At 38.8% G+C, this 24,840-nt stretch carries 25 protein-coding genes and 2 tRNA genes; 3 read left to right on the forward strand and 24 right to left on the reverse strand.

Features of this window, described 5'->3' with window-relative positions; translation table 11 throughout:
- Positions 1-205 precede the first annotated feature (205 nt).
- The 6 genes from secA to IGI67_RS08190 form a co-directional block, all read right to left on the reverse strand.
- Complete coding sequence (gene secA / locus IGI67_RS08165; protein ID WP_429957370.1) at positions 206-2,737, reverse strand: preprotein translocase subunit SecA; 2,532 nt, start codon at positions 2,735-2,737, stop codon at positions 206-208.
- 267 nt (positions 2,738-3,004) lie between these two features.
- Positions 3,005-3,550 (reverse strand): ribosome hibernation-promoting factor, HPF/YfiA family, encoded by a 546-nt coding sequence (gene hpf, locus IGI67_RS08170; RefSeq protein ID WP_067622946.1) that lies wholly within the window; start codon positions 3,548-3,550, stop codon positions 3,005-3,007.
- 140 nt (positions 3,551-3,690) lie between these two features.
- A complete protein-coding gene (locus IGI67_RS08175; protein WP_429957371.1) occupies positions 3,691-4,356 on the reverse strand; it encodes a ComF family protein in 666 nt (221 codons plus the stop codon).
- Positions 4,346-5,533, reverse strand: coding sequence for a DEAD/DEAH box helicase family protein (locus IGI67_RS08180; protein ID WP_429957372.1), 1,188 nt, complete (start codon positions 5,531-5,533; stop codon positions 4,346-4,348). Before IGI67_RS08180 ends, IGI67_RS08175 begins: the two co-directional genes overlap by 11 nt.
- The gene (locus IGI67_RS08185) at positions 5,464-5,649 is read right to left on the reverse strand and encodes a hypothetical protein (RefSeq protein WP_429957373.1); all 186 of its coding nucleotides are present in this window, start codon (positions 5,647-5,649) and stop codon (positions 5,464-5,466) included. The genes IGI67_RS08180 and IGI67_RS08185 overlap by 70 nt, the downstream gene beginning before the upstream one ends.
- A gap of 146 nt (positions 5,650-5,795) precedes the next feature.
- Positions 5,796-6,083 (reverse strand): DUF7662 domain-containing protein, encoded by a 288-nt coding sequence (locus IGI67_RS08190; RefSeq protein ID WP_207109368.1) that lies wholly within the window; start codon positions 6,081-6,083, stop codon positions 5,796-5,798.
- Positions 6,084-6,186: 103 nt separating this feature from the next.
- Here IGI67_RS08190 and IGI67_RS08195 point away from each other — a divergent pair, with 103 nt between their 5' ends.
- Positions 6,187-6,828: a YigZ family protein gene (locus IGI67_RS08195; RefSeq protein ID WP_429957374.1), complete on the forward strand. Its 642-nt coding sequence runs from the start codon at positions 6,187-6,189 to the stop codon at positions 6,826-6,828.
- A 10-nt stretch (positions 6,829-6,838) separates the two neighbouring features.
- On the opposite strand, the gene IGI67_RS08200 is transcribed toward IGI67_RS08195, so the two are convergent.
- Both IGI67_RS08200 and IGI67_RS08205 read right to left on the reverse strand, forming a co-directional pair.
- The gene (locus tag IGI67_RS08200; RefSeq protein WP_207109370.1) at positions 6,839-7,543 is read right to left on the reverse strand and encodes a UTRA domain-containing protein; all 705 of its coding nucleotides are present in this window, start codon (positions 7,541-7,543) and stop codon (positions 6,839-6,841) included.
- Positions 7,544-7,687: 144 nt separating this feature from the next.
- A complete protein-coding gene (locus IGI67_RS08205) occupies positions 7,688-11,929 on the reverse strand; it encodes an acyl-CoA dehydratase activase-related protein (RefSeq protein WP_429957375.1) in 4,242 nt (1,413 codons plus the stop codon).
- A gap of 177 nt (positions 11,930-12,106) precedes the next feature.
- Here IGI67_RS08205 and IGI67_RS08210 point away from each other — a divergent pair, with 177 nt between their 5' ends.
- Positions 12,107-12,715 carry a TetR/AcrR family transcriptional regulator gene (locus IGI67_RS08210; RefSeq protein WP_207109372.1) on the forward strand — a complete coding sequence of 203 codons (609 nt, stop codon included), beginning with the start codon at positions 12,107-12,109 and terminating at the stop codon, positions 12,713-12,715.
- A 42-nt stretch (positions 12,716-12,757) separates the two neighbouring features.
- Here IGI67_RS08210 and IGI67_RS08215 read toward each other — a convergent pair whose 3' ends face one another.
- Positions 12,758-12,928: a hypothetical protein gene (locus tag IGI67_RS08215; RefSeq protein WP_207109373.1), complete on the reverse strand. Its 171-nt coding sequence runs from the start codon at positions 12,926-12,928 to the stop codon at positions 12,758-12,760.
- A 208-nt stretch (positions 12,929-13,136) separates the two neighbouring features.
- Between IGI67_RS08215 and IGI67_RS08220 the strand changes: the two genes are divergently transcribed.
- Positions 13,137-14,012, forward strand: a complete 876-nt coding sequence (locus IGI67_RS08220; RefSeq protein ID WP_429957376.1) for a helix-turn-helix domain-containing protein — start codon at positions 13,137-13,139, stop codon at positions 14,010-14,012.
- 62 nt (positions 14,013-14,074) lie between these two features.
- On the opposite strand, the gene IGI67_RS08225 is transcribed toward IGI67_RS08220, so the two are convergent.
- The 15 genes from IGI67_RS08225 to atpD form a co-directional block, all read right to left on the reverse strand.
- A tRNA-Gln gene (locus IGI67_RS08225) sits at positions 14,075-14,146 on the reverse strand.
- 1 nt (position 14,147) lies between these two features.
- Positions 14,148-14,231, reverse strand: a tRNA-Tyr gene (locus tag IGI67_RS08230).
- Positions 14,232-14,313: 82 nt separating this feature from the next.
- Positions 14,314-14,544 (reverse strand): DUF2969 family protein, encoded by a 231-nt coding sequence (locus tag IGI67_RS08235; protein ID WP_207109375.1) that lies wholly within the window; start codon positions 14,542-14,544, stop codon positions 14,314-14,316.
- A 75-nt stretch (positions 14,545-14,619) separates the two neighbouring features.
- Positions 14,620-15,264, reverse strand: a complete 645-nt coding sequence (locus IGI67_RS08240; protein WP_207109376.1) for a CBS and ACT domain-containing protein — start codon at positions 15,262-15,264, stop codon at positions 14,620-14,622.
- Between the two features lie 3 nt (positions 15,265-15,267).
- A complete protein-coding gene (locus IGI67_RS08245; RefSeq protein WP_429957377.1) occupies positions 15,268-15,969 on the reverse strand; it encodes an ABC transporter ATP-binding protein in 702 nt (233 codons plus the stop codon).
- Positions 15,969-16,745, reverse strand: a complete 777-nt coding sequence (locus IGI67_RS08250) for an ABC transporter ATP-binding protein (protein ID WP_207109378.1) — start codon at positions 16,743-16,745, stop codon at positions 15,969-15,971. The genes IGI67_RS08245 and IGI67_RS08250 overlap by 1 nt, the downstream gene beginning before the upstream one ends.
- The gene (locus IGI67_RS08255) at positions 16,726-17,700 is read right to left on the reverse strand and encodes a branched-chain amino acid ABC transporter permease (RefSeq protein ID WP_429957378.1); all 975 of its coding nucleotides are present in this window, start codon (positions 17,698-17,700) and stop codon (positions 16,726-16,728) included. Before IGI67_RS08255 ends, IGI67_RS08250 begins: the two co-directional genes overlap by 20 nt.
- A 9-nt stretch (positions 17,701-17,709) precedes the next feature.
- Positions 17,710-18,588 (reverse strand): branched-chain amino acid ABC transporter permease, encoded by an 879-nt coding sequence (locus IGI67_RS08260; RefSeq protein ID WP_207109380.1) that lies wholly within the window; start codon positions 18,586-18,588, stop codon positions 17,710-17,712.
- Positions 18,589-18,704: 116 nt separating this feature from the next.
- Positions 18,705-19,868: an ABC transporter substrate-binding protein gene (locus IGI67_RS08265; RefSeq protein ID WP_429957379.1), complete on the reverse strand. Its 1,164-nt coding sequence runs from the start codon at positions 19,866-19,868 to the stop codon at positions 18,705-18,707.
- Positions 19,869-20,330: 462 nt separating this feature from the next.
- On the reverse strand, positions 20,331-20,621 hold the full coding sequence (yidD, locus tag IGI67_RS08270) for a membrane protein insertion efficiency factor YidD (protein ID WP_429957380.1): 291 nt from the start codon (positions 20,619-20,621) through the stop codon (positions 20,331-20,333).
- Between the two features lie 245 nt (positions 20,622-20,866).
- Complete coding sequence (locus IGI67_RS08275; RefSeq protein WP_207109383.1) at positions 20,867-21,043, reverse strand: DNA-directed RNA polymerase subunit beta; 177 nt, start codon at positions 21,041-21,043, stop codon at positions 20,867-20,869.
- 11 nt (positions 21,044-21,054) lie between these two features.
- Positions 21,055-22,356 (reverse strand): UDP-N-acetylglucosamine 1-carboxyvinyltransferase, encoded by a 1,302-nt coding sequence (gene murA, locus IGI67_RS08280; protein WP_429957381.1) that lies wholly within the window; start codon positions 22,354-22,356, stop codon positions 21,055-21,057.
- A 46-nt stretch (positions 22,357-22,402) separates the two neighbouring features.
- Complete coding sequence (locus IGI67_RS08285; RefSeq protein WP_207109385.1) at positions 22,403-22,636, reverse strand: DUF1146 family protein; 234 nt, start codon at positions 22,634-22,636, stop codon at positions 22,403-22,405.
- A 334-nt stretch (positions 22,637-22,970) separates the two neighbouring features.
- Positions 22,971-23,405 (reverse strand): F0F1 ATP synthase subunit epsilon, encoded by a 435-nt coding sequence (locus tag IGI67_RS08290; RefSeq protein ID WP_010746747.1) that lies wholly within the window; start codon positions 23,403-23,405, stop codon positions 22,971-22,973.
- Positions 23,406-23,418: 13 nt separating this feature from the next.
- Positions 23,419-24,819, reverse strand: coding sequence for a F0F1 ATP synthase subunit beta (atpD, locus tag IGI67_RS08295; protein ID WP_207109386.1), 1,401 nt, complete (start codon positions 24,817-24,819; stop codon positions 23,419-23,421).
- Positions 24,820-24,840: the final 21 nt, after the last annotated feature.

The raw sequence follows: 24,840 nt of genomic DNA on the forward strand, positions 1-24,840 counted from the left end.
CTTTCTTACGGATAAAACTCATCCGTTTTAACCAGTAATTCTAAATCTAGCTTTCTCAATTAGTAGTATACAGTTTTTTTGCATGCATATCTTCCGATTAAACATTTACTCTAACAAATCAGCTTCGTTTATCCCTTAACAGAACTGTCAAAAGACGAGACATAGCAGCTATGTCCCGTCCTAGAGGTTCTTTTTTCGTAAAAAATTATTGTCCTTTGCCGTGGCAATTTTTGTATTTTTTACCGCTGCCGCATGGACATGGATCGTTTCGTCCGACTTTTTCTACATGAACCGGTTGTTGTTTTGTATGAGTCAAATTCTTTGGATCACCATCAGCTTCCACAGGATGTTCTTGTTGATTTTGTGCTACTTGCTCACGTTGAACATTTTGACGGATTTCTGCTTTCATAAAGAGACGAGTTACTTCAAACTCGATGGCCCCAACCATGTCCTCAAACATTTTATAGCCTTCTGTTTGATATTCAACTAGTGGATTATTTTGTCCATATGCACGAAGTCCAACAGATTGACGCAATTGATCCATCGCATCGATATGATCTGTCCATTTCGTATCAACGACACGCAAGATAACCACTTTTTCAAATTCCAATAGCTGTTCAGGACTTTGCAATTGTGACACTTTTGTATCAAAGACCGCTTTTGCGCGATCGTATAGATAGTCTTTCATTTCGTCTGGCGTCTTGCCTTCAAAATCTGTTTTTGAAACAGAATCCTCATGAACCAATGTCGCACCAGCAAAATCTGCTAGAGCTTCAAGATTCCAATTTTCCTTCTCCAATTGAGTGTGACTGTCTACAACACGTGAAATCGTCCGACGTACCATGTTCAACAAGTTTGGTGTTAGATCTTTTTCACCCATGATCACATCTTGACGCTGCTTGTAAATAACTTCACGCTGTTCCCGCATCACATCATCATATTGCAAAACGTTCTTACGAGTATCGTAGTTATTACCCTCTACTCGTTTTTGAGCAGATTCCACTTGGCGAGTCAGCATTTTACTTTGAATCACCGCATCTTCATCTTCAACCTTCATGCGATCTAAGAAGGCTTTGATTCGCTCAGAACCAAATCGTTTCATTAAATCATCTTCCAATGAAAGATAAAATTGTGAAACACCTGGATCCCCTTGACGACCTGAACGTCCACGCAGCTGATTATCAATACGGCGTGATTCATGACGCTCCGTACCAATTACCGCAAGGCCGCCTAACTCAACAACTCCCAGACCTAATTTGATGTCAGTTCCTCGACCCGCCATATTAGTAGCGATTGTTACCGAACCTTTTTGTCCGGCATTCATAATAATTTCCGCTTCTTTGAAGTGATTTTTCGCATTTAAAACTTCATGTGGAACTTTTTCGCGATCCAACATATTAGAAAGTAATTCAGATGTTTCAACAGCAACTGTACCGACTAGGATCGGTTGTCCTTTACGATGACGCTCCTTGATATCTTGTACCACCGCATGGAATTTGCTCTCCAATGTCGGGTATAACAAATCTGCATGGTCTTCCCGAACAATGGGACGATTCGTTGGTATTTGAATAACTTCAATATTATAAATTTCACGGAATTCTTCTTCTTCCGTTTTAGCAGTACCCGTCATTCCGGCTAATTTTTTATACATCCGGAAATAGTTCTGGAAAGTAATTGTTGCCATTGTTTTAGTTTCGTCTTCAATTTCAACAGATTCCTTTGCCTCGATCGCTTGATGCAATCCGTCAGAATATCGCCGACCATCCATGATACGACCAGTAAATTGGTCAACGATCAGGACCTTTCCTTCTTGCACTACATAATCAATGTCACGGATCATGATAAAGTTTGCACGCAACGCTTGATCCAAATGGTGCGTCAAAGCAGTATTGTCCAAATCATATAGGTTTTCTAAACCAAAGTTTTCCTCTGCTTTTTCGATCCCTTGTTCTGTTAATCCGATTGTTTTTGATTGGATATCGATTTTGAAATCTTCGTCCTCTTTCAAACGTTTTACAAAGTTATCTGTTCGTGTATAAAGCGCCGTTGATTTTTCGGCAGCACCAGAAATAATTAATGGTGTTCTCGCTTCATCAATCAAAATTGAGTCTACTTCATCGACGATAGCGTAGTTCAATGGACGTTGAACCATTTGACTTTGATAAACTACCATGTTGTCCCGCAAATAGTCGAAGCCGAGTTCATTATTCGTGCTATAAGTGATATCACAGTTGTAGGCTTCACGTTTTTCATCAGCCGTTTTCGAATTAATATTCAATCCGACACTCAAACCCAAGAAATTGTATAATTCACCCATCTCAGTCGAGTCACGTGTAGCTAAATACTCATTTACTGTGACTACGTGGACGCCTTCGCCTGTTAAAGCATTTAAATAAACCGGCATCGTCGCTGTTAACGTTTTTCCTTCCCCGGTTTTCATTTCAGGGATATTACCATCGTGTAATACGATCCCCCCCATTAATTGCACATGATAAGGATATAGTCCTAAGACACGTTTTGCCGCTTCACGTACTACTGCAAACGCTTCTGGCAATAAATCATCCAGCGTTTCGCCAGCTTGGTAGCGTCCTCTGAATTCCTCAGTCTTGCCGCGCAGTTGCCCATCTGATAATTTTTCCATGTCGCCAGAAAACTCTTCGACCTTGTCAGCAATACCGCTCAATCGTTTTAATTCTTTTTTATCGTTTTCAATCATTCGTTTCAGAAAGTTTGCCATTCGTTTATCTTACTCCTTTATTTCTTTTCATTTTCTATTTTTTGATAGAAACCCGCTAGTATATTTTATCATTAGTCCTTGAGAAAAGAAACTTCTCATAGCGAATAAAAAGCGACTTATACAATGATTAATCTTTTTTGATAGTTTTCTTTAATAGCAAGGCTTGTTGGAAGTAACTCTGGATAAAAAAATGGAATTATTCCAAAACTTTATTTTCAATCAAAATAAAAAACCTTCCAGCAAATACTGGAAGGCACTAAATTTCTGTTAGTCAGTTTCAATTAAACCATATTTGCCGTCTTTACGACGATAAACGATACTTGTACCGTTTGTTTCTGCATCTTCAAAGATAAAGAAGTTATGTCCAAGCATGTTCATTTGTAAAACAGCTTCTTCGCTGCCCATTGGTTTCAGTGATAAACGTTTAGTACGAACAATTTCTAATTCAGATTCTTCTGAATCTTCAGCGTTCACTAACACTTCCACTTCACGTTCAGGTACACCGGTTTCGCGTGCTTTACGATTAATTTTTGTTTTAAATTTGCGGATCTGACGTTCTAATTTATCCACAACCAAATCAATACTTGCATATAAATCAGGTGAAGTTTCTTCCGCCCGAAGAACTAAGTATGGTAATGGAATCGTTACTTCAACTTTTGCCGTTTTTTCTGTGTAAACTTTCAAATTGACATAAGCAGTTGCGTCCGGAACATCAGTGAAGTAGCGTTCTAACTTTCCTACTTTCTTTTCAACGTAATTGCGGATAGCTTCTGTAACCTCGATGTTTTCCCCACGAACATTATATTTGAACATACGTATTGCCCCTTTCGTCTTGCCAACTGAAGATAGGAGGAAGGACCACTCTTGCCTCTTCTTCTTATCTCTATTATATCGAAATCTAATCCTTTTGCAAAGTAAATCGCTATCAATTTCCAAAGCTAAAAGGATGCATTTTAGCGTGCAAAAGTCAAGCTTTTCACTGTTTCTGCTCCCTTTTCATAAAGCAATTCCGCACCATGGAACAGCGTACGTCCTGTTGTGTAAACATCGTCTATTAATAAAACTTTTTGATTTCTAATTTTTTCAATTGGTCCATTTATTTGAAAAGGCTGTTCCATTCGTAAGCGATCTTCACGGGATTTTTCTGATTGTGGAACTAACTCACTGCGTCTCAATAGAAGCTCATAAGAAAACTTCGTCAAATCTAAACAACCACACACTTGATTAAATCCTCTTTTTTCAAAACGCTCTTTTGAAAGAGGCAAAGGACAAAACAAATAGGATCGGTAGTTTTGAAGTGCCCGATTCAATTCCAAGACAAAGGCTCCTCGTAAACGATAGTCCCCTGTGAACTTATAGGGTTCGATCCACTGACGAAAGCCGTCATCATAACGGAACAGACTATAGTTCTTCATAACAAATCCAAGCTGCTGCTGCCATAAACGGCAATCCGAACATAATTCTGCTGAATTTGGTCGTCCACAGCCGGGACAAGCAGTTGCTTGATCAATTTTTGAGAATAATTTTTCGCAATGATAACATCTTTGACTACTGGAAAAAAACAATTCTCGTAAAGTTACATTATTAATCAGTTCCTTTTGGCAACAGCTACAACGCATCGATTAATCCCTCCAATAGCGCCTGTTGGTTATTCCCTTCAATTTCAACGATTGCTTTTTTAATTGAAGCAGTAACTTCACTTGCGATAAAAATGACTTCTGCATGAGCGTAATCTCCCTTGCGGTCTGCTCTTCCAGCAATTTGGACTAACGCTGCCTTATTAAACACACGATGAGAAGCCTGCAATACTACAACTGACACTTTCTCAAAAGTTACACCGCGTTCTAAAATAGTAGTCGTTAAAAGTAACTGATACTTGCCTGCCCGCATATTTTCAACCTTGATTAAGCGCTCTTGATCTTGTGCAAAAACAGTTGTCAACTGAACTGTCGGATATACATATTGAATGTGGTCCGCCATTTTTGCTAACAAAGGGATATTGGGACAGAAAAGCAGCACATTGTTTTTCTCTAACAGTTGAGTAATTTTAGTCAAAATATTTTTTGGTAGTCGCCCTTTAGATAAATACTTCTCTAAACGCCAAGAAAATAATAGTTGCGGGACTGGCAAACTACGACGATGATAACGTGCTGGCAAATAATAGAAACGATCGACATTCTTCTTCAAAAAATCATCTGGAGTTGCACTCAAGTAAATACGATTTCCATCTTTTCTTTGTGCGTCATCTACTGCCCGATGCAATAACGGATCTGCTGCATAAGGAAATGCATCAACTTCATCAACAATTATCAAATCAAAATAATCACGATAACGTAAAAGCTGGTGGATCGTGCACACAACAAAAGTATCTCCTGCATCCTTCCGATCCTGTCCATGAAACAGACTGATTCGTTCTTGCGGAAATGCTTTACAAAAACGCAAATAAAGTTCATTACAAACATCCACTCTAGGTGATGTTACAGCGATTCGTTTTGCTTGCTCTAATGAAGTCTTCAAAAGTGGAAATAGAATTTCTGTTTTCCCCGCTCCTGTCACCGCCCAAAGTAAGAAAGTTTTGGCAATACTCTGATCTTCTAACAATTGTTCAGCAATTTTATGTTGTGAAGGAGAAAGTTGTCCCGACCAAATTAGTTCAACTGATCTAACGGGCAATTTTTTTACTGGAAAATAGTAAAGAAAGCTGCGACTATCCACACGCCCCAAAGCTAGACAGTCTGTACAATAAAAAAACCGGCTGGCAATTTTTCCTGAGAAACTCCTCCGCAACGCTGACATAGCCAGCCCTCTTTAACTTCTATCATTGCAGGTTCTTTTTCAGTACACTTCAAATCTACTTGTGGATAGAACGTCTGCCACTCGCTCAATAATAGATGTTGACCAGTTATTTCCATGCGAATCCTCCCTTCTTGCAATAAACGTACGCAAGCAAACGCGTCAATCTTCCTATTATTCTGCTACCTTTAAGAATAAGATACATACAGATATAGAGGGATGTAAAAAGGAAGCGCGACGATTAAATCGTCGCACTTCCTTATCCTTATATCAACCAACTTGATTTTACCAATTTGTTAAAGACCACATACTCTTTATTAAGATTCACTTGTACTACTTCATAATTGGCATTCAACCAGCCATAGGCGCCCTTTTCTGGATGACGATAATCATTTGCCCACCAATCTAGATCCCTTCGCGCTGTTTGCGGCAGACCACTGCGGGGAAACAACAGCTCATCAAACTGAGTAAAAGTCAATGTCACCTGAGAGCCGTTATTACTTTTCAAATAATGAGTAATCCCATCATATTTTTTTGCACGTGTCATGCTCATCCCTCACCTTCAAACAAAATCATATTGATAAACAGCCTTTAGTTGAAACCTGCCCTGCTTTTCTCCTATACTATAATAGAGAAAACTAAAGTGAGGCAAAATCATGCTGCAAAATTATCGAACCATCAAAGAAGACAATCAACACGAAACAGAAATAAAAAAATCTCGCTTCATTTGTTTTTTGAAGCGCATTGAATCAGAAGAAGAAGCAAAAAACTTCATTCAACAAATCAAAAAGGAGCATTGGAAAGCGAATCATAATTGTAGTGCCTTTGTTTTAGGTGATCGTAATGAAATTCAGCGCTCATCAGATGACGGCGAACCCAGCGGAACCGCCGGTGTTCCTATACTAGAGGTACTGAAAAAAAATGACCTGATTAATGTTTGTGCTGTCGTAACGCGTTACTTTGGCGGAACCAAACTCGGCGCTGGCGGTTTGATCAGAGCTTATTCAGGTGCTGTTGCCAAAGCGCTAGTTGCTACTGGCATTGTAGAAGGTCGACTGCAACAAGAAATCTTAGTTCAGCTAGACTATCCGCAGTGGGGAAAGATGGAAAATTTCATCACAAATGAACACCTGTCAGTTAAAGATACTCAATTTACGGATCAAGTCGTTGTAACCTGTATGGTAGACGAAAATAAAGTGACTGACTTTGAAAGTCAGGTTACTGATCTGCTAAATGGCCAAGTCAGCTTTAAAACTGGTGAAGTTACTTACCATGAACAATTGATCCAAGAGGTGTAGCCCTCTTGGATTATTTTTCTAAATAAAATTCAAAACGGCTACCGACGTATTGTGTACGCACGTACTCAAATGGACGTCCATCTGCCAAATAAGAAATTTGACGCAGTCTTAAAATGGCATCACCGCGTTTCACAGCTAAATATTCAGCAATTTGTTCAGATGCCAAAATCGCTGATACCGTTTGATTTGCCCGACCGATTTCAAAGCCCTTTTCTTGCAAGCTATGATAAAAAGAATCTGTAATCTCTTCTTTACTAAACCCTTCTATCAGCTTGGCTGGAATACTTGCGACTTCGAAGCAAATCGGCACATCATCAGCGTAACGAATTCGCTCCATGCGCAAAACTTGTTCCCCTTTTTCTAATCCCAATTTTTCTGCTTCACTGGAACTTGCTCGTGAATGAAAAAACGAAATAGTCTTGCTAGAAGGTACTTTCCCCAATGATTCCATGATATCAGTAAAACTGGTCGTCCCACTCATTTTTTCTTGTACTTTCTTACTTGCTACATACGTTCCTGAACCGATCTTTCGTTCTAAAATTCCTTCATCGGATAATGTTTGAATCGCTTGGCGGAGAGTCATTCGACTTACTCCAAATCTCAACGATAATTCTCGTTCAGAAGGCAAGCGAGCACCAACCTTCCATACACCGTTTTCAATTTCATGCTTTAATTGATCATGTATTTGAATATAAACTGGCACTTGATTCGCCACGTTCCGTCACCCCGTTCAATTTTTCTACTTTCATTATAACTGGTATATACCTAATGCACAACAATAATCCTCTATCTCCTTTGCTCATACATCTTTTTTTCAAAATAAAAGAGCAGACCATTTTTAATTGGTCTACTCTTATAACTAATTCTTTACTTCTTCTTTTAATTGCTTGTTGGCAGTCGCCATCATCAAGCGAATTCGATTTAATTGATTAACGATTGACACTCCTGGATCGTAATCAATCGCAGCAATATTTGACTTCGGATATTGATGACGCAATTCCTTGATGACACCTTTACCAACTACATGGTTTGGCAAACAACCGAATGGTTGCATACAGACAATATTATTAACACCTGTTTTCAATAGATCGATCATCTCACCCGTCAGGAACCAGCCTTCTCCAGTATGATTCCCAATTGAAAGAATCTTGCTGGCATCTTCAGCCAATTGATAAATAGAATGGATGCCGGTGAAGCGTTCAGAAGCACGCAGGGCTTTATCCATCGGTTTCTCTACGACTTCAATCAGTTTGATCGCCATTTCCGCAATCGTTTTGTTTTTCTTCGGCATTCCCATGTTATCGTATTTCCAAATTTGGTTATACAAGGAATAGTTCATAAACCCGATCAAATCCGGAACAACAGCTTCAGCACCTTCTTCTTCCAATAAACGTACAATGTCGTTGTTAGCAGTTGGAGAATATTTCACTAAGATTTCACCCACAACACCGACTTTTGGTTTAACTTCATCTGAAATAGGCACCGTATCAAAATCCTTGATGATTTTCTTCATGTTACGATTGAAAATTGTCAACGAGCCATTTCGAACATTGCTTTCAACCTTTTTCAGCCATTCTTCATGCAAAGCATCAATCTGCCCTTTTTCCAACTCATAAGGACGTGTTCGATAAACGACTCGTTCAAATAAATCACCATAAAGAATCGCAACAACAATTCGTTTTAACATCGGCAATGTGTATTTAAAACCTGGATTGCTTTCTACTCCTTTGTTGCCTAGAGAAACAGAAACAACCGGAACTTGTGGGAAACCAGCGTCATTTAAAGCCTTCCGCAACAACGGAATATAGTTTGTTGCGCGGCATCCGCCTCCTGTTTGACTCATCATTACACTCGTATTATCTAGATCGTACTCGCCGCTTTGTAAAGCTTCTACAAGTTGGCCAATCGAAATAATCGCCGGATAACAAGAATCATTGTTAACAAATTTTAAACCGACATTGACCGCTTCTCTATCCATCGCTGGTAAACAAACGACATTATAACCTGATGCTTCCAAAGCAACATCAAATAAACCAGATTGGTGAATCGGACTCAGCATAGGTAGCAATAAAGTATGAGTTTTACGCATTTCTTTAGTAAATACGATTTTTTCTGGTTCTTCGAAACGTCGAACTGGTTCGAAATTTGTTTTGTCTCGTTCGTTAACTGCGGCTTTTAATGAACGAAGGCGAATTCTTATCGCACCAAGATTAGATCCTTCATCGATTTTCAGAACAGTATAGATTTTGCCATATTGTTCCATGATTTCTTCTACTTGGTCCGTCGTGACCGCATCAAGTCCACAACCAAATGAATTCAATTGAACAAGCTCAAGATTCTTCGATTTTGCAACGACACGGGCTGCTGCATATAAACGAGAATGATAGACCCATTGATTAACCACGCGGAGATTTCCAACATCACTTAAATGTGAAATGCTGTCCTCTGTTAAAACATGAAATCCTTCTTGAGTGATTACTTCGGCGATTCCGTGATTGATTTCAGGATCCAAATGATAGGGGCGGCCAGAAAGAACCACACCGCGCTCGCCTTTTTGATTCAACATCAATAGAGTCTCTTCACCCTTTTGTCGGATATCCTCTTTAAATATTTTTAATTCCTCATACGCATGATGCAGTGCTTGATTGATTTCTTCTTGTGTAATCCCCAAGTCTTGGAAACAGCGACCTAAGACTGCCGCTACTGATTGTTCATTTGCTAAATTCAAATACGGATTACGATAATCAACCTTGCCTTCACGAATATCATCCACGTTGTTGCGAATTACATCTGGATAGCTTTGAACGATTGGGCAGTTAAAATGATTATCTGCTTCTTTAGATTCTTCCTGTTCAAATACTACACCAGGATAGAAAATCATTGGCACACCGTCATCAATCAAGGCTTGAATATGACCGTGAGCGATTTTTGCAGGATAGCAAGCTGTGTCACTAGGGATTGTTTCCATCCCCTGCTCATACAGCTCCTTGTTTGAACGCGGCGATAATTTTACGCGAAAACCCAGATCACTAAAAAGTGTATGCCACAGTGGATAATTCTCATACATGTTAAGAACACGAGGAATTCCAATTTCACCGCGAACCGCATCCTTCTTGCGTAACGGACGATATTTGAATAAACGTCGATATTTATAATCCACCAAATTAACTTTTTTATCTTCTCGCTTAATTTTGATTCGCGCACCGCGTTCGCAACGATTGCCAGTAATAAACTGACGACCGTCTGAGAATAAAGTGACTGTCATCATGCAGTTATTTTCACATAGTCCGCAATGAGTGAACTCCTTTTCTGCAGTGAAGCTATCGATTTCGTCTAAAGATAAGGTTTCAGTTTTTTCACCCAGCTCGTAATCTTCCATAGCAATCAATGCCGCCCCAAATGCCCCCATTAAACCAGCTATCGATGGGCGAACAACTTCTCGACCAGTTACCATTTCAAAAGCACGCAGTACAGCCTCATTGTAGAAGGTTCCACCTTGACAGACGATCTTTTCACCCAGCTCCTCTGGTCGACGTACCTTGATTACTTTATAGATAGCATTCTTAATAACAGAATAAGACAATCCCGCTGAGATATCACCAACAGTGGCGCCTTCTTTTTGCACTTGCTTTACTTTAGAATTCATGAAGACTGTACAACGAGAACCTAAATCAACTGGAGCCTTCGATTTCAGGGCTGCTTGAGCAAAATCCTCCACTCGATAATTCAACGATTTAGCAAACGTTTCAATAAAAGATCCGCACCCCGAAGAACACGCTTCATTCAGTTGGATCGAAGACAATGCACCTTCTTTGATAGTCATAGCCTTCATATCTTGACCACCAATGTCTAGGATAAAATCAACGCCTGGCTGAAAGTGATTCGCCGCTTTATAGTGCGCCATTGTCTCAACTTCACCGATGTCCACCTTCAAGGCATTTTTAATCAATTGTTCCCCATACCCAGTTACTGCGGATTTTCCGATAAATACATTTTCAGGTAATTTCTTATACAGATCTTTTAATACTGTCATAGTTGTTTCTAAAGGTTGCCCTTGGTTGTTTCCATAAAATGAATACATCAAGTTTCCACTATCATCGATCAAAGCAACTTTAGTCGTCGTCGAACCAGCATCGATTCCTAAGAATGCTACTCCTTCATGATCTGCCAAACTCTTTTCCTTAGCTTGCGCTTGACCATGCCGCATACGAAAATCTGCCAAATCTGCTTCATCTTCAAATAATCGTTCCAAGGTATCTGAAGGAGACAAATGCCCTTCTTCAGCAGTCGTCAAACGATGCAATAACGCTTCTAACGAAGTCACTTCTGCTTCCTCTGAGTAAAAAGCGGCACCCATCGCAACAAAAAGCTGTGGGTTTTCTGGAAAAATTACATTCTCTGGTGCGATATCCAATGTCTCGATAAAACGTTGACGAAGCTCGGACATGAAAAATAATGGTCCGCCAAGAAATGCGATATTCCCTTTAATTTTTCGACCAGCTGCCAAACCAGCAATTGTTTGATTAACAACTGCTTGAAAAATACTTGCAGCAATATCTTCTTTTGCCGCTCCCTCATTGATCAATGGCTGTACATCTGTTTTTGCAAACACTCCACAACGGGAAGCGATTGGATAAATCGTCTTATATTTCTTTGCTAGTTCGTTCACACCGTTGGCATCGGTCTTCAATAAAACTGCCATCTGGTCGATAAAAGCCCCTGTACCACCCGCACAGCTCCCGTTCATGCGTTGTTCCAATGCGCCTTCAAAAAAAGTGATTTTCGCGTCTTCTCCACCCAACTCAATGGCTACATCTGTTTCAGGAATAATTTCCTCAACTGTGCGTGTACACGCGATTACCTCTTGAACAAAAGGTATTTCTAAAACATCCGCTAAACCCATCCCGCCAGATCCTGTGATGCTCATGGTCATTTTTTGATTGCCGATCACTACTTCAGCTTCTCGCAGCACACGTTCTGTGGCAGCTTTCACATCTGAAAAGTGTCGTTCATACTTTGCAAACAGACTCTCATTTTGTTCATTTAAAATGACCAACTTGACGGTTGTAGAGCCAACATCAATCCCCGCTCGTAATGTCATAATTATTCCTACCTTCCATTTTTAACAACACATGTTGATTAACTTACAAAGTGTTTGTTATACTACTCACGTATATTCTAAAAACATTTCGAACGTTATGCAATACTCAAAACCATTTCATTCGTGTGATAAGCAACAATTCAAAGAAATCTGTTGCAAAACTGAAAGGATTTTACTATGGTAAAAAAAATCGACCTACGTGTTAAGCGCACCAATAAAATGATTATGGAAGCTTTTATTCATTTAGTAGAAATAAAAGGATACGACAATATCACCATACAAGAAATCGCTGATGAAGCAATGATCAATCGTGCTACCTTTTATGCTCATTTCAAAGATAAGCAAGACCTCTACGACCAAATTTTTAAACAAGCTATCGATGCATTCACTGCTGTCCTTGATCCTGACCAAATTGTTCAGGGCAACCGTTTGAAGGTTCGTAAAATTGAAATGGTACTAAAAAATATTTATGAGCAAATTCAAGCCAATAGAAAATTCTTTTTAACTATCATGGATGCCTCAGGAAATGAAATCTTACGGAAAAAAGTTGCCGAAATTTTAAATGAAAAATATTCCCATGTTTTTAAACGTTTGAAAATTACTGAGAACGATATTGAAGTTCCTTTAGACTTTATCATTGAATACATGACTTCGATTTTTGTTGGCACCTTGCATTGGTGGATCACTAGTGAGACAACCATGAGCGCTGATAGTTTATCTAAGCTAGTTATCAAATTGGTTGGCAATGGACACTTAACTATTTTAGGTATTGAAATCGATCACTAAAGAAAAAGCGCTCAGAAAATCTGAGCGCTTTTTCTTTGTTTCTTAATGATTTTTAGATTTCCATTTGATCGTATGACGAGTCGGACGAACAGAACGCACACGAGGTGCCTTCCCTTTTTCTTTAGTTATCTCTAAAGAATTGTCTTTGATCGTGCTGTAAATTTTTGCCACAGTATCGGTTAACATTTCTTTGACTTCCTCAACTTTATTCATCGTTTTTTCCCCCTTTTAATATTAAAAAAGTTCTTCCATTTAAATGTATCTCATATTTTGAAAGGCATCAAGCAAGAAAACTTCTCTTATCCTAAATCCTAGTTTATCAACACTCTACGCAAAGTAGAGTCGGGTTTTCGCTGAATTTTCTATCAATTTTATTAATAATTCGCTATGCTTATCTTATCAATATGAAAGAGGCTATTAAATGGAAAACTTTTTAGGGAAACAATTAAAAAACTATCGTCAACGAAACGAGCTAACGCAAAAACAATTAGCCAATATTTTATATGTCTCTGATCGAACTGTTTCTAAATGGGAGCGCGGAGCTGGGTATCCCGACATCAGCACGCTAAAACATATTGCTCAATTGCTAGATCTTTCGTTAGACAATCTTTTGAATGAACAAGATCCAGAGTTATATTTCGAATACCGCTCGAACATTCTTCTGTTTAATCTACCCTTGCTGCATATCATTGTCCCCAATCTTTCGGAGATGTTATGGCATAATCGCAGATTTGCTATTAGTTCATTGAGGCATAAAAGACAACTGATTCCAACTGCACAAGGGATATTTAGTGTTGGGGTTTTTTCATCAGGAATTTTTTCACTTGGTGTTTTCACGAAAGGATTTTTTTCGATCGGCTTGCTATCCTTAGGTATATTTTCAGCAGGGCTTTTATCGTTCGGGCTTTTTACCGCCGGAAATATAGCTTTGGGAGCCATTGCATTTGGCAATCTCGCTATCGGTTTGTTCGCTTTAGGAAATTTAGTTATTGGTGGTTTTAGCTTAGGAAACTTCGCCTTAGGATATCTTGCTATCGGCAGTAGAGCATTCGGAGCTTACACCAGTATCCTGCCCGCGCACAGTAATCTACCAGAAATTACTCAGGCATTAACTAATTTGCAGAATGACGTTCCGCAAATTATCCAAAAGGTGCTTATTGAGCCGCTTTTATCAATAATCAATCCTTCAGTATTTCCTTATGTGGCAATAAACTTCATTCTTTTCATCGTCTTTTTACTTTGCATCGCATGCTTTTGGGGACTTTTGAGGATACGAAATCGCGGCACGAATTGTTAAATATATTTGTTATATGAAAACACAAAAAAAGTGAGGTGCTCCTGCAACTCACTTAAAATCTACTGGGGTAGCTGGATTCGAACCAACGCATGAGGGAGTCAAAGTCCCTTGCCTTACCGCTTGGCTATACCCCAATGGTGGAGGAGAGTGGATTCGAACCACTGAACCCTAAGGAACGGATTTACAGTCCGTCGCGTTTAGCCACTTCGCTACTCCTCCAATTAGGTTTTTTTATTATTTAAAAACCCGACTCAGTTATAATACCTAATCTTTAAAAAAAATGCAAGTACTTTTTCAAAAATTATTCATGTAAATTCCAGTTACGAATCAAGGCTTCTATTCCATCATCTAAAGTCCTGTAATTCCCTAATAAATGCCCGTCATTATAGGCTTGAAAATTTTTATTTTCAGGAATGATTTCACCAATAATTTTTTTACCGATTACTAATTGAGTAACAATTTGTTTTTTACCACCAACCGTACGCTCTTCTTCTTTAATCTGAACCTGTATATCTTTGTTCTTTTTAGACATAGTTTCCCCTCCGTCCAGCATATTTTATCATACTCCAAAAGAAAAGGACAACTGATCACTCAGTCATCCCTAAATCTAGGGCTGTGTGATTGCCGCACGGACAACTTCATACCCATTATCTGTTAACAATTGTTTGATTTTTTCTGTTTCTTTGCTGGCGATTTGAATTTCTACTCTCGTTGCTTTTGCTTGATGATCTACAATAACAGTCAGAATACTGAAATCATTATCCGCCAAAATTTTGGAAACGGCCGCCAACACACCTTTTTTATCCTCTAAAATCTTCAATTGGATACGTGTTCCACCTTCATGATAGCCTGTTAACTTTAAGAAGGCATCGAAGATATCATTATTAGTGATAATACCCACCAATTTTTCTTTATCTAATACAGGAAGTACATTAATTTTATTTTGACGCATTAAGTAAATTCCGTCCTCTAACTCCGCATCAGGAGCAATCGTTTTGACGTCCTTAATCATCACGTCTGATACAACCGTTTTATTCAGCAAATAATTAACCTCATAGACACTCAAGCTGGTTGCTTTTGAAGGCAGAGACTCCTGAATCGTTCCTTCAGTGATCAAGCCTACTAACTTCTCATTATCAATAACTGGTAAACGATGGATATCATATTTCTTCATCAAATCAACAGCGTCAAATATTTTAGTATTTGGTGTGACTGTCACTAAATTTTCTGTCATAAAATCTTTTACACTCATGTTTTATCCTCCTAGATAAGCTTTTTTCACTTCTTCACTCTCTAGCAACTCTTGACCTGTCCCTGATAAGACTACCTTACCAGTTTCCAATACATAGCCGCGGTCAGCGATCGATAAAGCCATCTTAGCATTTTGTTCGATCAATAAAACGGTCGTTCCTTGTTTTTGAATCTCTTGAATGATATTAAAAATTTCTTGAATAAAAATCGGTGCTAATCCCATTGAGGGCTCATCTAACAATAATAAACGCGGTTTTGACATTAATGCACGTCCCATTGCTAACATCTGTTGCTCACCACCGGAGAGCGTTGATGCATCCTGGCTTAAACGCTCTTTCAAGATCGGGAACTTTTCATAAACATGTTCATAGTCTTTTTGTATATCATTGTCTTTTCTTAAATAGGCACCCATTTCTAGGTTTTCTAAAACAGTTAACCCAGGGAAAACGTGCCGACCTTCAGGTACTTGGGAAATTCCTTGAGCAACAATTCTTCTTGGTGCTTTCTTTTGAATAGGTGCACCCTCAAAAGTAATCGTCCCTTTAGATGGCTGATTTAAACCAGAGATCGTCCGCAAAATTGTCGTTTTTCCGGCACCATTTGCTCCAATCAGTGAAACAATCTCGCCTTGATTTACTTCAAAACTAACATCTCGTACTGCTTGAATCATGCCGTAATGAACCGAAAGATTTTCAATTTTCAGCATTATAGCTCACCTCCGAGATAGGCTTTAATAACTTCTGGATTATTCTTGATTTCTTCTGGAACGCCTTCCGCTAAAATACGCCCATATTCCAAAACATAAATTCGCTCACACACATCCATTACTAGACTCATATCATGCTCAATCAATAGAATTGTGATCTGGAATTCCTCTTGGATTTTTCGAATCAACAAGGTCAAAGCTGCTGTCTCTTGCGGGTTCATTCCTGCCGCAGGCTCATCCAAGAAAAGAATCTTTGGTTTCGTAGCCAACGCGCGAACAATCTCTAAGCGCCGTTGTTCACCATAAGGCAAATTGCGTGCTAAATTTTCTGCCTTATCTTGCAGATCAAAAATCGTTAATAATTTCAACGCTTCTTCTTTCAGACTGTCTTCTTTATTGTAGAAAGAAGGTAGACGCAGAACACTAGAGAAAAAGCCTTCTTTATTTTTACTGTTCATAGCAATCAATACATTATCCAAAACAGTCAGGTCTTTAAATAGACGGATATTTTGAAATGTTCGGCTCAACCCAAGATCAGCTATTTTGTATGGTTTCTGACCATTCAAACGGTGACTCTCACCATCTACTTCCAATAAAACATCACCTTCACTTGGCTCATAGACACCTGTAATCAGATTGAACAACGTCGTTTTTCCGGCACCATTCGGACCGATCAAGCCGACTAATTGATTTTCTTCTAATGCGATATTGACATTGGAGACCGCCGCCAAACCGCCAAAGTTTTTGGTTAACTCTTTAATTTCCAACAGAGGCATTCTGGTCATCTCCCTTTTTGAACTTATCTAAAATTTTCTTCACGGATACTTCTTTTGTACCTAATAATCCGCCAGGCTTAAAGATCATTAGAATAATCAATGCGAATGCGTAAATAATCATCCGTAATGTACCAAAGTCTTGCAGATACATATTGATGATACCCAAAAGAATCGCTGCAATAAATGTCCCAGTCACACTACCAATGCCGCCCAGTACAACTAAAATCAGAATATCAACTGATTTGGTAAAAGCAAAGTCTTTCGGTGCAATCGACTGCAGATACCCAGCATACAATGAACCAGCAATACTAGCTGTCATAGCCCCAAATGTAAAGGCCATTACCTTGTACTTAGTTGTATTAACTCCCATTGCTTCGGCTGCGATTTCGTCTTCACGGATCGCCATAGTTGCACGTCCTGCACCTGAACGAATATAGTTTACGATAAATAATGTCGTAATCGCCATAAAACCATAAACCATTTGCCAATCAACAAAAGGCTCAATACCGAATAAACCAGAAGGCCCATTTGTAATCTCTTTAAAGTTGATCAGTAAAATACGAATAATTTCTGCTACACCTAATGTTGCGATTGCAAGATAATCCCCGCTTAAACGCAAAGTCGGAATTCCAACTGCTACAGCTACGACTCCAGCCAAAATGACTCCTACTGCCATACCTAAGAAAAAACCGCCAAAGGTTGGCATATTCATTGAAATCAACGCCGCTGCATAGGCACCTATCGCCATAAAACCAGCGTGTCCCAAAGAAAACTGACCAGAGAAGCCGATAATTAAATTTAATCCAACTGCTAAAATTACATTGATACCGATCTGCACCAAAATATTATCTAGGAACAAGTTGACCATTCCAGCAGAATAAGCTACGTATAAAACTACATAACCAATCACGATTAAAGCTAGCCAAATCAAATTGTATTTCAAATTCTTTTTCATTTGATCCACCTACACTTTCTCTTTCACATGTTTGCCTAAGATACCGGCCGGACGAACTAATAAAATCAAAATCAATACAGCATACACTACTGCATCTTTAAAATCAGAGAAACCTAACGCCGTAGTTAACGTTTCAATCAAACCAATTACAAAGCCGCCAATCGCAGCACCTGGAATAATTCCGATCCCGCCTAATACCGCTGCAATAAATGACTTCAAACCAGGAATATAGCCCATCATCGGGTCAATCGAGTTGTAATACAAACCGATCATCATTCCTCCAGCTGCAGCCAACGCTGATCCTAAAGCGAACGTGAAGGAAATCGTACGGTTTACATCAATTCCCATCAACTGAGCAGCATCCGTATCAACACTTACCGCACGCATCGCTTTTCCCATTTTCGTTTTCTGAACGATTAAGTTCAAAGCAATCATTAAGAACACTGATAGGCCCAAAATCAGCAACTGAATATTTGAAACGCTCAAGAATCCAATTTTGTAAACTTGTAGCTTGATCGCTTGCGGAAATGGTCGTGTCGTTGAACTGAAGAAATAAATCATTGTATTTTGTAATAGATATGAAACACCAATCGCTGTGATCAATGCCGCGATTCGTGTTGAGTTTCTCAATGGTCGATACGCTAAAAATTCAATCACAACACCTAAAATGGCACTGCCCAACATCGACAAGACTAAGGCTGGAAAGAACCCCATGTTGAACTGATTGATTAAAAAGTACCCTATGAAGGAACCAATCATATAAATTTCACCATGAGCAAAGTTAATTAATTTAATAATTCCGTAAACCATAGTATACCCCAATGCCATCAATGCATAGACGCTACCTAGGAAAAGCCCATTAACGATTTGCTGAATAAATACTTCCATCTTTATCACATCACTTTTCAAAAAAATAGAGTAGCCGCTTAGTAGCGGCTTTAATTCTTAAAAGGGAGCGTACCAAAGTCCATTGGCACACTCCCTTGCCTGCTGTTCCCAAGTAATTAAGGATTAACGGTTTCAGCAGAAGTTTCTTTCCCATCTGTAAGGCCAAGAACAACCGCTGATTTTACAGGATTATGTTCCTTGTCCATTGAAATCTTACCAGTAACACCTTCAAAATCTTTCAAATTCGCAAGACCCTTATCAATTGCTTCTGGTGTTGCTTTTCCTTCATCCTCAATTGCTTGTTTGATCATATAAACAGAATCATATGCCAAAGCGTTGAATGAAGATGGCTGCTTACTGTATTTCTTCTCAAAAGCTTTTACAAACGGTTCAACTTTATCCGTTGCTGGAGCTTTTGTTGAGAAGTGCCCTGTGTAATAAACATTTTTAACGTTGCTCGCGCCTGCTGTTTCAACTAATTTTTCATCACCGAAGCCATCAGCACCAATGATTGGTTGTTCGATTCCCATTTCACGTGCTTGCTTGATAATCAAACCAGCTTCTGTGTAATAACCTGGAATATAGATAACGTTAAAGTCTTTGTCTTTGATTTTCGTTAACATCGCTTGGAAATCCTTGTCTCCTGCAGTAAAGTTCTCCTCTGCTACGATTTTTCCTTTATAAGTCTCTTTAAATGCCTTTTTCAACCCATTCGCGTAATCACTAGAATTATCACCTAAGATTACCGCCTTATCAGCTTTTAAGTTTTCGTCCGCATATTTTGCCAATACAATTCCTTGGAAACTATCTTGGAAACAAGAACGATAAATATAGTCTTGCACTTTCTTCTTTTGAACAGTAATTGCATCATCTGTTCCTGATGGTGTCACAGCTGGTACTTTAGCTTTTGACAAATTCGGTAAAGTCGCCTTTGTTGCACCTGATGTCGCTGGTCCAACGATTGCAACAACTTCATCTTTTGTTGTTAAGTTCGCAGCTACAGATGCGGCCTCATTATTATCTGATTTGTTGTCTTTCGAAATATATTCAATTTTCTTTCCATCAATTCCGCCATCTTTATTGATTTCTTCAACAGCTAATTTGACGCCTTCATTTTCCGCTTCACCATATGCAGCTACAGCACCAGATAATTCAAAGTTTCCACCGATTTTGATTGTCTTCGCATCTTCCCCGCCGCTGCTATCGTTAGCTTTAGGCGAACCACATGCGCCAAATAGAAACAACCCTGCTGCTAAAGCAGCTACTGTTCTTTTCTTCATCCTGTTTCCCCCTAATAAAATAATGATAAATCGTTAAGATAATAAAGAATATATAGGAAAAAACTCTCACTGTCAATTAAATTTTCTGAATATTTTAATAATTCAGCAATACTCAAACAATTTATAGCGCTTACAATGCTGAGAACGCTTCGTCAAATAACTAAAAAAAAAGCAAGCCAACTTATGAAAAGCTGGATTACTTTATTTAAAATAACTTATTTAACTTATTCTTCAAACAATTTGAGAAAAACTATTGTCACCGAACATTGAAAAAAATTTATATGCATTTGCCTATTTTTGAAAGGCTTTTCTTATACACTTGTCAAAAGGCCGGCTAAACTTGCCTTGTGCTTACAATAACCAATTCAACTTTTTTTTAGTGATTTAGCAAACTTGGTAATAAGGACGTGTTCAGTCTTTCTTTATTTCATCTATCAACAAAGTATCATAAAATGATAGAATCTATGAATGTTCCTGTGGATTCTGATAATTTGGTTCTTCTTTATCCGTTAAATTTTTTCGTAAGGAAAATTTTGCTGGTACATAATCCAAACCAGGTTTGGCAAAGGGATGACACCGCAATATTCGTGATATTCCCATCAAAAAACCTTTAACGCCCCCATGAACTTGTACCGCCTTGATCATATAGCTTGAACATGAAGGATAGTAACGGCAAGATGGTTGCTTTAACGGTGAAATGAATCGCTGATACCCACGCACTAAAAGGATTAATCCTTTTCCTATGAAACTCACTCTCTCACCTCAAACTAAATCATATACTTTCTATTTCACTACAAATTGACTTTTACGTTGAAACTATGTACAGAATTTTTGGATACACGTATGATTATACTAAATCATTTTGTTAATTACTGATAGCTTCTTCTATTTTAGTTCTTCCTTAAATAAACTGTTAAGAAGCAGAATCGATAAAAAGAAACTGCACCAAAATAGGAACAGCCTCTTCATCAGTCTTCGTTATAAATTTGTTCAAGATACTAATGAACAAATTCTAAAATATGACGCCAAACATCTGGCAATAGCACTTTAAACGGATTACCGCCACCCATTGCTCCATAGCCAATCATACTGCCAATGATGAATAATAAAACACCCGTGAGTAAAATCGCTACGATTCGAATCAAGCTGCGTAAGATATGTTCACCTGAACTCATGTATCCACTCCTTAAGCTAAAACAGTCGCTACGTCAATTGCTTTCTTACTTTCGTTGTCTACACGTTCCACATCTGCACCTAATTGTTGAAGTTTTTTATGGAATTGATAGTATCCACGATCTAAATATTTTAGATTACGTACACGAGTAATGCCATTTGCTCGCAAACCCGCTAAAACTAAAGCCGCAGCCGCACGTAAATCTGTGGCGTAAACTTCTGCCCCCTGCAACTCTGAAGCGCCTTTGATTAATGCCACATTATTATCAATTTTGACTTGCGCATTCATTCTACGCATTTCTTCTAAATGTTGGAAACGGTTTTCAAAAACTGTTTCTGTCGTAGTACTGATTCCATCTGCGACTAATTGAATAGCTGTCATTTGAGCCTGCATATCTGTTGGAAAACCTGGATGCGGCATTGTTTTGATATCAGTCGCTTTTAACGTCTTAGGACCAATCACACGCAAACCATCGTTTTCTTCCGTAATCTTAACACCCATTTCAATCAATTTTGAAATCAAGGGACGATTGTGTTCAGGGATCGCGCCATCGATCAAAACATTTCCTTCAGTCATCGCAGCAGCAACCATAAATGTTCCAGCTTCGATCCGGTCTTGGACTATTGGATGCGATACTGCATGAAGATGCTCTACACCTTCAATACGCATCGTCTCTGTACCTGCACCATGAATGCTAGCGCCCATTTTGTTCAAGAAGTTTGCCAAATCAACGATTTCAGGTTCACGAGCTACGTTTTCAATCACGGTTGTGCCTTTGGCCTTTACAGCAGCCATCATAATATTTTGAGTTGCACCAACACTTGGGAAATCTAAATAAATTGTATCTCCCACTAGTTCATCAGCAATCGCTTCGATATAACCATTTTTTTGAATGATTTTCGCACCTAACGCTTGGAATCCTTTCAAATGCAGGTCGATTGGACGCTTGCCGATCGCACATCCACCTGGCATCGCCACCTTAGCATGACCATTACGTGCTAATAAAGGTCCCATTACGACAATTGATGCACGCATTTTACTAACATACTCATAAGGTGCTTCCACGTTTAATTGACGTGTTGCATTCACTGTGATTTCTTTACTTTCCTCGTTAAATTCAACATCTGTATTCAAATAACGAATCACTTGATTCATGGTAAAGACATCAGATAAAATCGGAACATTGCTCAAAGTTGATGTTCCTTCTTCAGCCAATAAAGTCGCAGCTAAAATCGGCAGTACAGCATTTTTTGCCCCTTCAATATGTACTGTTCCTTTTAATTGTTTACCACCACGAACGATGATCTCTTCCATTGTATTCCCTCCAAAAAAAGCTAATCGATTTCCTTGTATATGTACCTTAACTAAATGTCAAAAATATATTTTTACACAAAAGAATGATTTCTAAAAAGAATGTGCTGCAAGCAAAACCTAAAGCAATGGACAGCATCAAGATCACAAGCCGTACTTGTGTTTCCTTGAATGCTTTAAAAAGATTTTCTGTGCGCAATGATCTTAGAGCCCAAAAAGCTAAATAGATGAAGGAAAAATGCGAGACGATTCTAACGATTGCATCAATTCCATATACCTGCATAATTCATATCCTTTCAAAAAAAATCAACAGTTGGATTATATCACAGTTTCATGTAAAGAAGAACACTTTGCTCACCCAAAGGACTGTACAGAAACTTTTAAAAAACTTAAAATTTATTTTTTGTTTCTTAACTGTCAAAAGTAATTTTTTATTATTCCTAAAAAGTTCTTTAAAAATTTTCATCTGGATTTTTTTGTCAAAACACTAAAAATTTATTAGCGAAATTTGGTATTGATGCTTTCAACAAATTTTTACTCAAGGCTATACTCTAATTGCGAGTTACGAATAAAAAAAGATCATGTCAAAAAAATTTGACATGATCTTTTTCAAAATTTTAACGATGTTTTGAAACCTTAATCCGATTCATCGCACGATGCAAAGCAACTTCGGCACGACTTAGTTGATCCGTGTCTTGTTTTTCACGCGCTTCTTGAATCCGTGCTTCCGCACGCTGTTTGGCTCTTTCAGCACGGGATACGTCGATATCACGTTCGCGTTCGGCCGTGTCAGCAATAATTGTCAACACATTGTCCCGAACCTCCATGATTCCTCCATTAACTGCAATCCAGTCCACGTGTGTATCAGAATCCGTTCGACGAACACGAACCTCATCGATTGCAAGAGGCGCAATGATCGGTGCGTGGTTAGGTAAGATTCCAATTTCACCAGCGACTGTTTTAGCAACAACAATAGTTGCATTATGATCATAGACGTTACCATCCGGAGTAACAACGTTCACTTGCAGAACTTTGTTTTTTTCTTGTTCCATCGGGCACCTCTTTCTAGTAGCCTAAAGTTTTCGCTTTTTCGATTACATCTTCAATTGTACCTACACTACGAAAGGCATCTTCTGGAAGATCATCATATTTTCCTTCAAGGATTTCTTTAAAGCCTTCAACTGTTTTTTCAACAGGCACATATGAACCAGGTTGACCAGTAAATTGTTCGGCTACGTTAAAGTTTTGTGACAAGAAAAATTGAATCCGACGAGCACGAGATACGATTACTTTCTCTTGATCAGACAATTCGTCCATCCCTAAAATGGCGATAATATCTTGTAATTCGCGGTAACGTTGCAAGACACGTTGAACTTCTGTTGCCACACGATAGTGTTCTTCTCCAACGATTTCAGGTGCTAAAGCACTTGAGGATGAGGCCAATGGATCAACGGCCGGATAAATCCCTTGCTCCGTTAATTTACGTTCCAAATTGGTCGTTGCATCCAAATGGGCAAAAGCAGTCGCTGGAGCTGGGTCAGAATAGTCATCGGCTGGTACATAAATGGCTTGAATAGAAGTTATTGAACCTTTTTTCGTTGAAGTGATCCGTTCTTGCAATTGTCCCATTTCAGTCGCCAAAGTTGGTTGATAACCAACAGCTGACGGCATACGACCTAGTAAAGCAGAAACTTCTGAGCCTGCTTGAGTGAACCGGAAGATGTTGTCGATAAACAGCAACACATCTTGTCCTTCTTCATCACGGAAATATTCAGCTAATGTCAAACCTGTTAAGGCAACCCGCATACGCGCACCGGGCGGCTCATTCATTTGTCCGAACACCATAGCCGTTTTCTCGATAACGCCAGAGTCTTTCATTTCATAATAAAGGTCATTTCCTTCACGAGTACGTTCTCCAACACCTGTAAACACTGATATACCACCGTGTTCTTGTGCGATATTATGAATCAGTTCTTGGATCAAGACGGTTTTACCAACACCAGCACCACCGAAAAGTCCGACTTTCCCACCCTTTAAATAAGGTGCTAATAAGTCGATAACTTTGATTCCTGTCTCTAAAATTTCATTACTCGTACTAAGTTCTTCAAAGGCAGGAGCTTTTTTATGAATACCGCTTCTTTCAGTATCTTCTGGAAAAGGCGCATCCTTATCAATTGTTTCCCCCAATACATTAAAGACTCGACCTAGAGTATCTTTACCTACAGGAACAGAAATTGATTTGCCAGTATCGACAACTTCCATCCCTCGTTGCAAACCGTCAGTAGCCTCCATGGCGATTGTGCGAATGACACCATCACCAAGTTCCAAAGCAGCTTCAAGAACGACTTTTGTTTTATCTTTTTTATAAACAATCAACGCATTGTTGATGTCTGGTAAGGATTGATCTAAAGAAAATTCCACGTCGACAACGGGACCAATAACTTGAACAATCTTGCCTGAACTCATGTTTTTTCCTCCAATCTCGAA

This window comes from Enterococcus sp. AZ196, from assembly GCF_050498845.1.
In the GTDB taxonomy this organism is placed as follows: Bacteria; Bacillota; Bacilli; order Lactobacillales; family Enterococcaceae; genus Enterococcus_A; species Enterococcus_A murrayae.

Excerpts from the sequence above, each read along its gene's own strand:
- secA (WP_429957370.1), bottom strand. The coding sequence starts at position 2,737 with ATGGCAAACTTTCTGAAACGAATGATTGAAAACGATAAAAAAGAATTA.
- hpf (WP_067622946.1), bottom strand. The coding sequence starts at position 3,550 with ATGTTCAAATATAATGTTCGTGGGGAAAACATCGAGGTTACAGAAGCT.
- IGI67_RS08175 (WP_429957371.1), bottom strand. The coding sequence starts at position 4,356 with ATGCGTTGTAGCTGTTGCCAAAAGGAACTGATTAATAATGTAACTTTA.
- IGI67_RS08180 (WP_429957372.1), bottom strand. The coding sequence starts at position 5,533 with ATGTCAGCGTTGCGGAGGAGTTTCTCAGGAAAAATTGCCAGCCGGTTT.
- IGI67_RS08185 (WP_429957373.1), bottom strand. The coding sequence starts at position 5,649 with ATGGAAATAACTGGTCAACATCTATTATTGAGCGAGTGGCAGACGTTC.
- IGI67_RS08190 (WP_207109368.1), bottom strand. The coding sequence starts at position 6,083 with ATGAGCATGACACGTGCAAAAAAATATGATGGGATTACTCATTATTTG.
- IGI67_RS08195 (WP_429957374.1), top strand. The coding sequence starts at position 6,187 with ATGCTGCAAAATTATCGAACCATCAAAGAAGACAATCAACACGAAACA.
- IGI67_RS08205 (WP_429957375.1), bottom strand. The coding sequence starts at position 11,929 with ATGACATTACGAGCGGGGATTGATGTTGGCTCTACAACCGTCAAGTTG.
- IGI67_RS08210 (WP_207109372.1), top strand. The coding sequence starts at position 12,107 with ATGGTAAAAAAAATCGACCTACGTGTTAAGCGCACCAATAAAATGATT.
- IGI67_RS08215 (WP_207109373.1), bottom strand. The coding sequence starts at position 12,928 with ATGAATAAAGTTGAGGAAGTCAAAGAAATGTTAACCGATACTGTGGCA.
- IGI67_RS08220 (WP_429957376.1), top strand. The coding sequence starts at position 13,137 with ATGGAAAACTTTTTAGGGAAACAATTAAAAAACTATCGTCAACGAAAC.
- IGI67_RS08235 (WP_207109375.1), bottom strand. The coding sequence starts at position 14,544 with ATGTCTAAAAAGAACAAAGATATACAGGTTCAGATTAAAGAAGAAGAG.
- IGI67_RS08240 (WP_207109376.1), bottom strand. The coding sequence starts at position 15,264 with ATGAGTGTAAAAGATTTTATGACAGAAAATTTAGTGACAGTCACACCA.
- IGI67_RS08245 (WP_429957377.1), bottom strand. The coding sequence starts at position 15,969 with ATGCTGAAAATTGAAAATCTTTCGGTTCATTACGGCATGATTCAAGCA.
- IGI67_RS08250 (WP_207109378.1), bottom strand. The coding sequence starts at position 16,745 with ATGCCTCTGTTGGAAATTAAAGAGTTAACCAAAAACTTTGGCGGTTTG.
- IGI67_RS08255 (WP_429957378.1), bottom strand. The coding sequence starts at position 17,700 with ATGAAAAAGAATTTGAAATACAATTTGATTTGGCTAGCTTTAATCGTG.
- IGI67_RS08260 (WP_207109380.1), bottom strand. The coding sequence starts at position 18,588 with ATGGAAGTATTTATTCAGCAAATCGTTAATGGGCTTTTCCTAGGTAGC.
- IGI67_RS08265 (WP_429957379.1), bottom strand. The coding sequence starts at position 19,868 with ATGAAGAAAAGAACAGTAGCTGCTTTAGCAGCAGGGTTGTTTCTATTT.
- IGI67_RS08275 (WP_207109383.1), bottom strand. The coding sequence starts at position 21,043 with ATGAGTTCAGGTGAACATATCTTACGCAGCTTGATTCGAATCGTAGCG.
- murA (WP_429957381.1), bottom strand. The coding sequence starts at position 22,356 with ATGGAAGAGATCATCGTTCGTGGTGGTAAACAATTAAAAGGAACAGTA.
- IGI67_RS08285 (WP_207109385.1), bottom strand. The coding sequence starts at position 22,636 with ATGCAGGTATATGGAATTGATGCAATCGTTAGAATCGTCTCGCATTTT.
- IGI67_RS08290 (WP_010746747.1), bottom strand. The coding sequence starts at position 23,405 with ATGGAACAAGAAAAAAACAAAGTTCTGCAAGTGAACGTTGTTACTCCG.
- atpD (WP_207109386.1), bottom strand. The coding sequence starts at position 24,819 with ATGAGTTCAGGCAAGATTGTTCAAGTTATTGGTCCCGTTGTCGACGTG.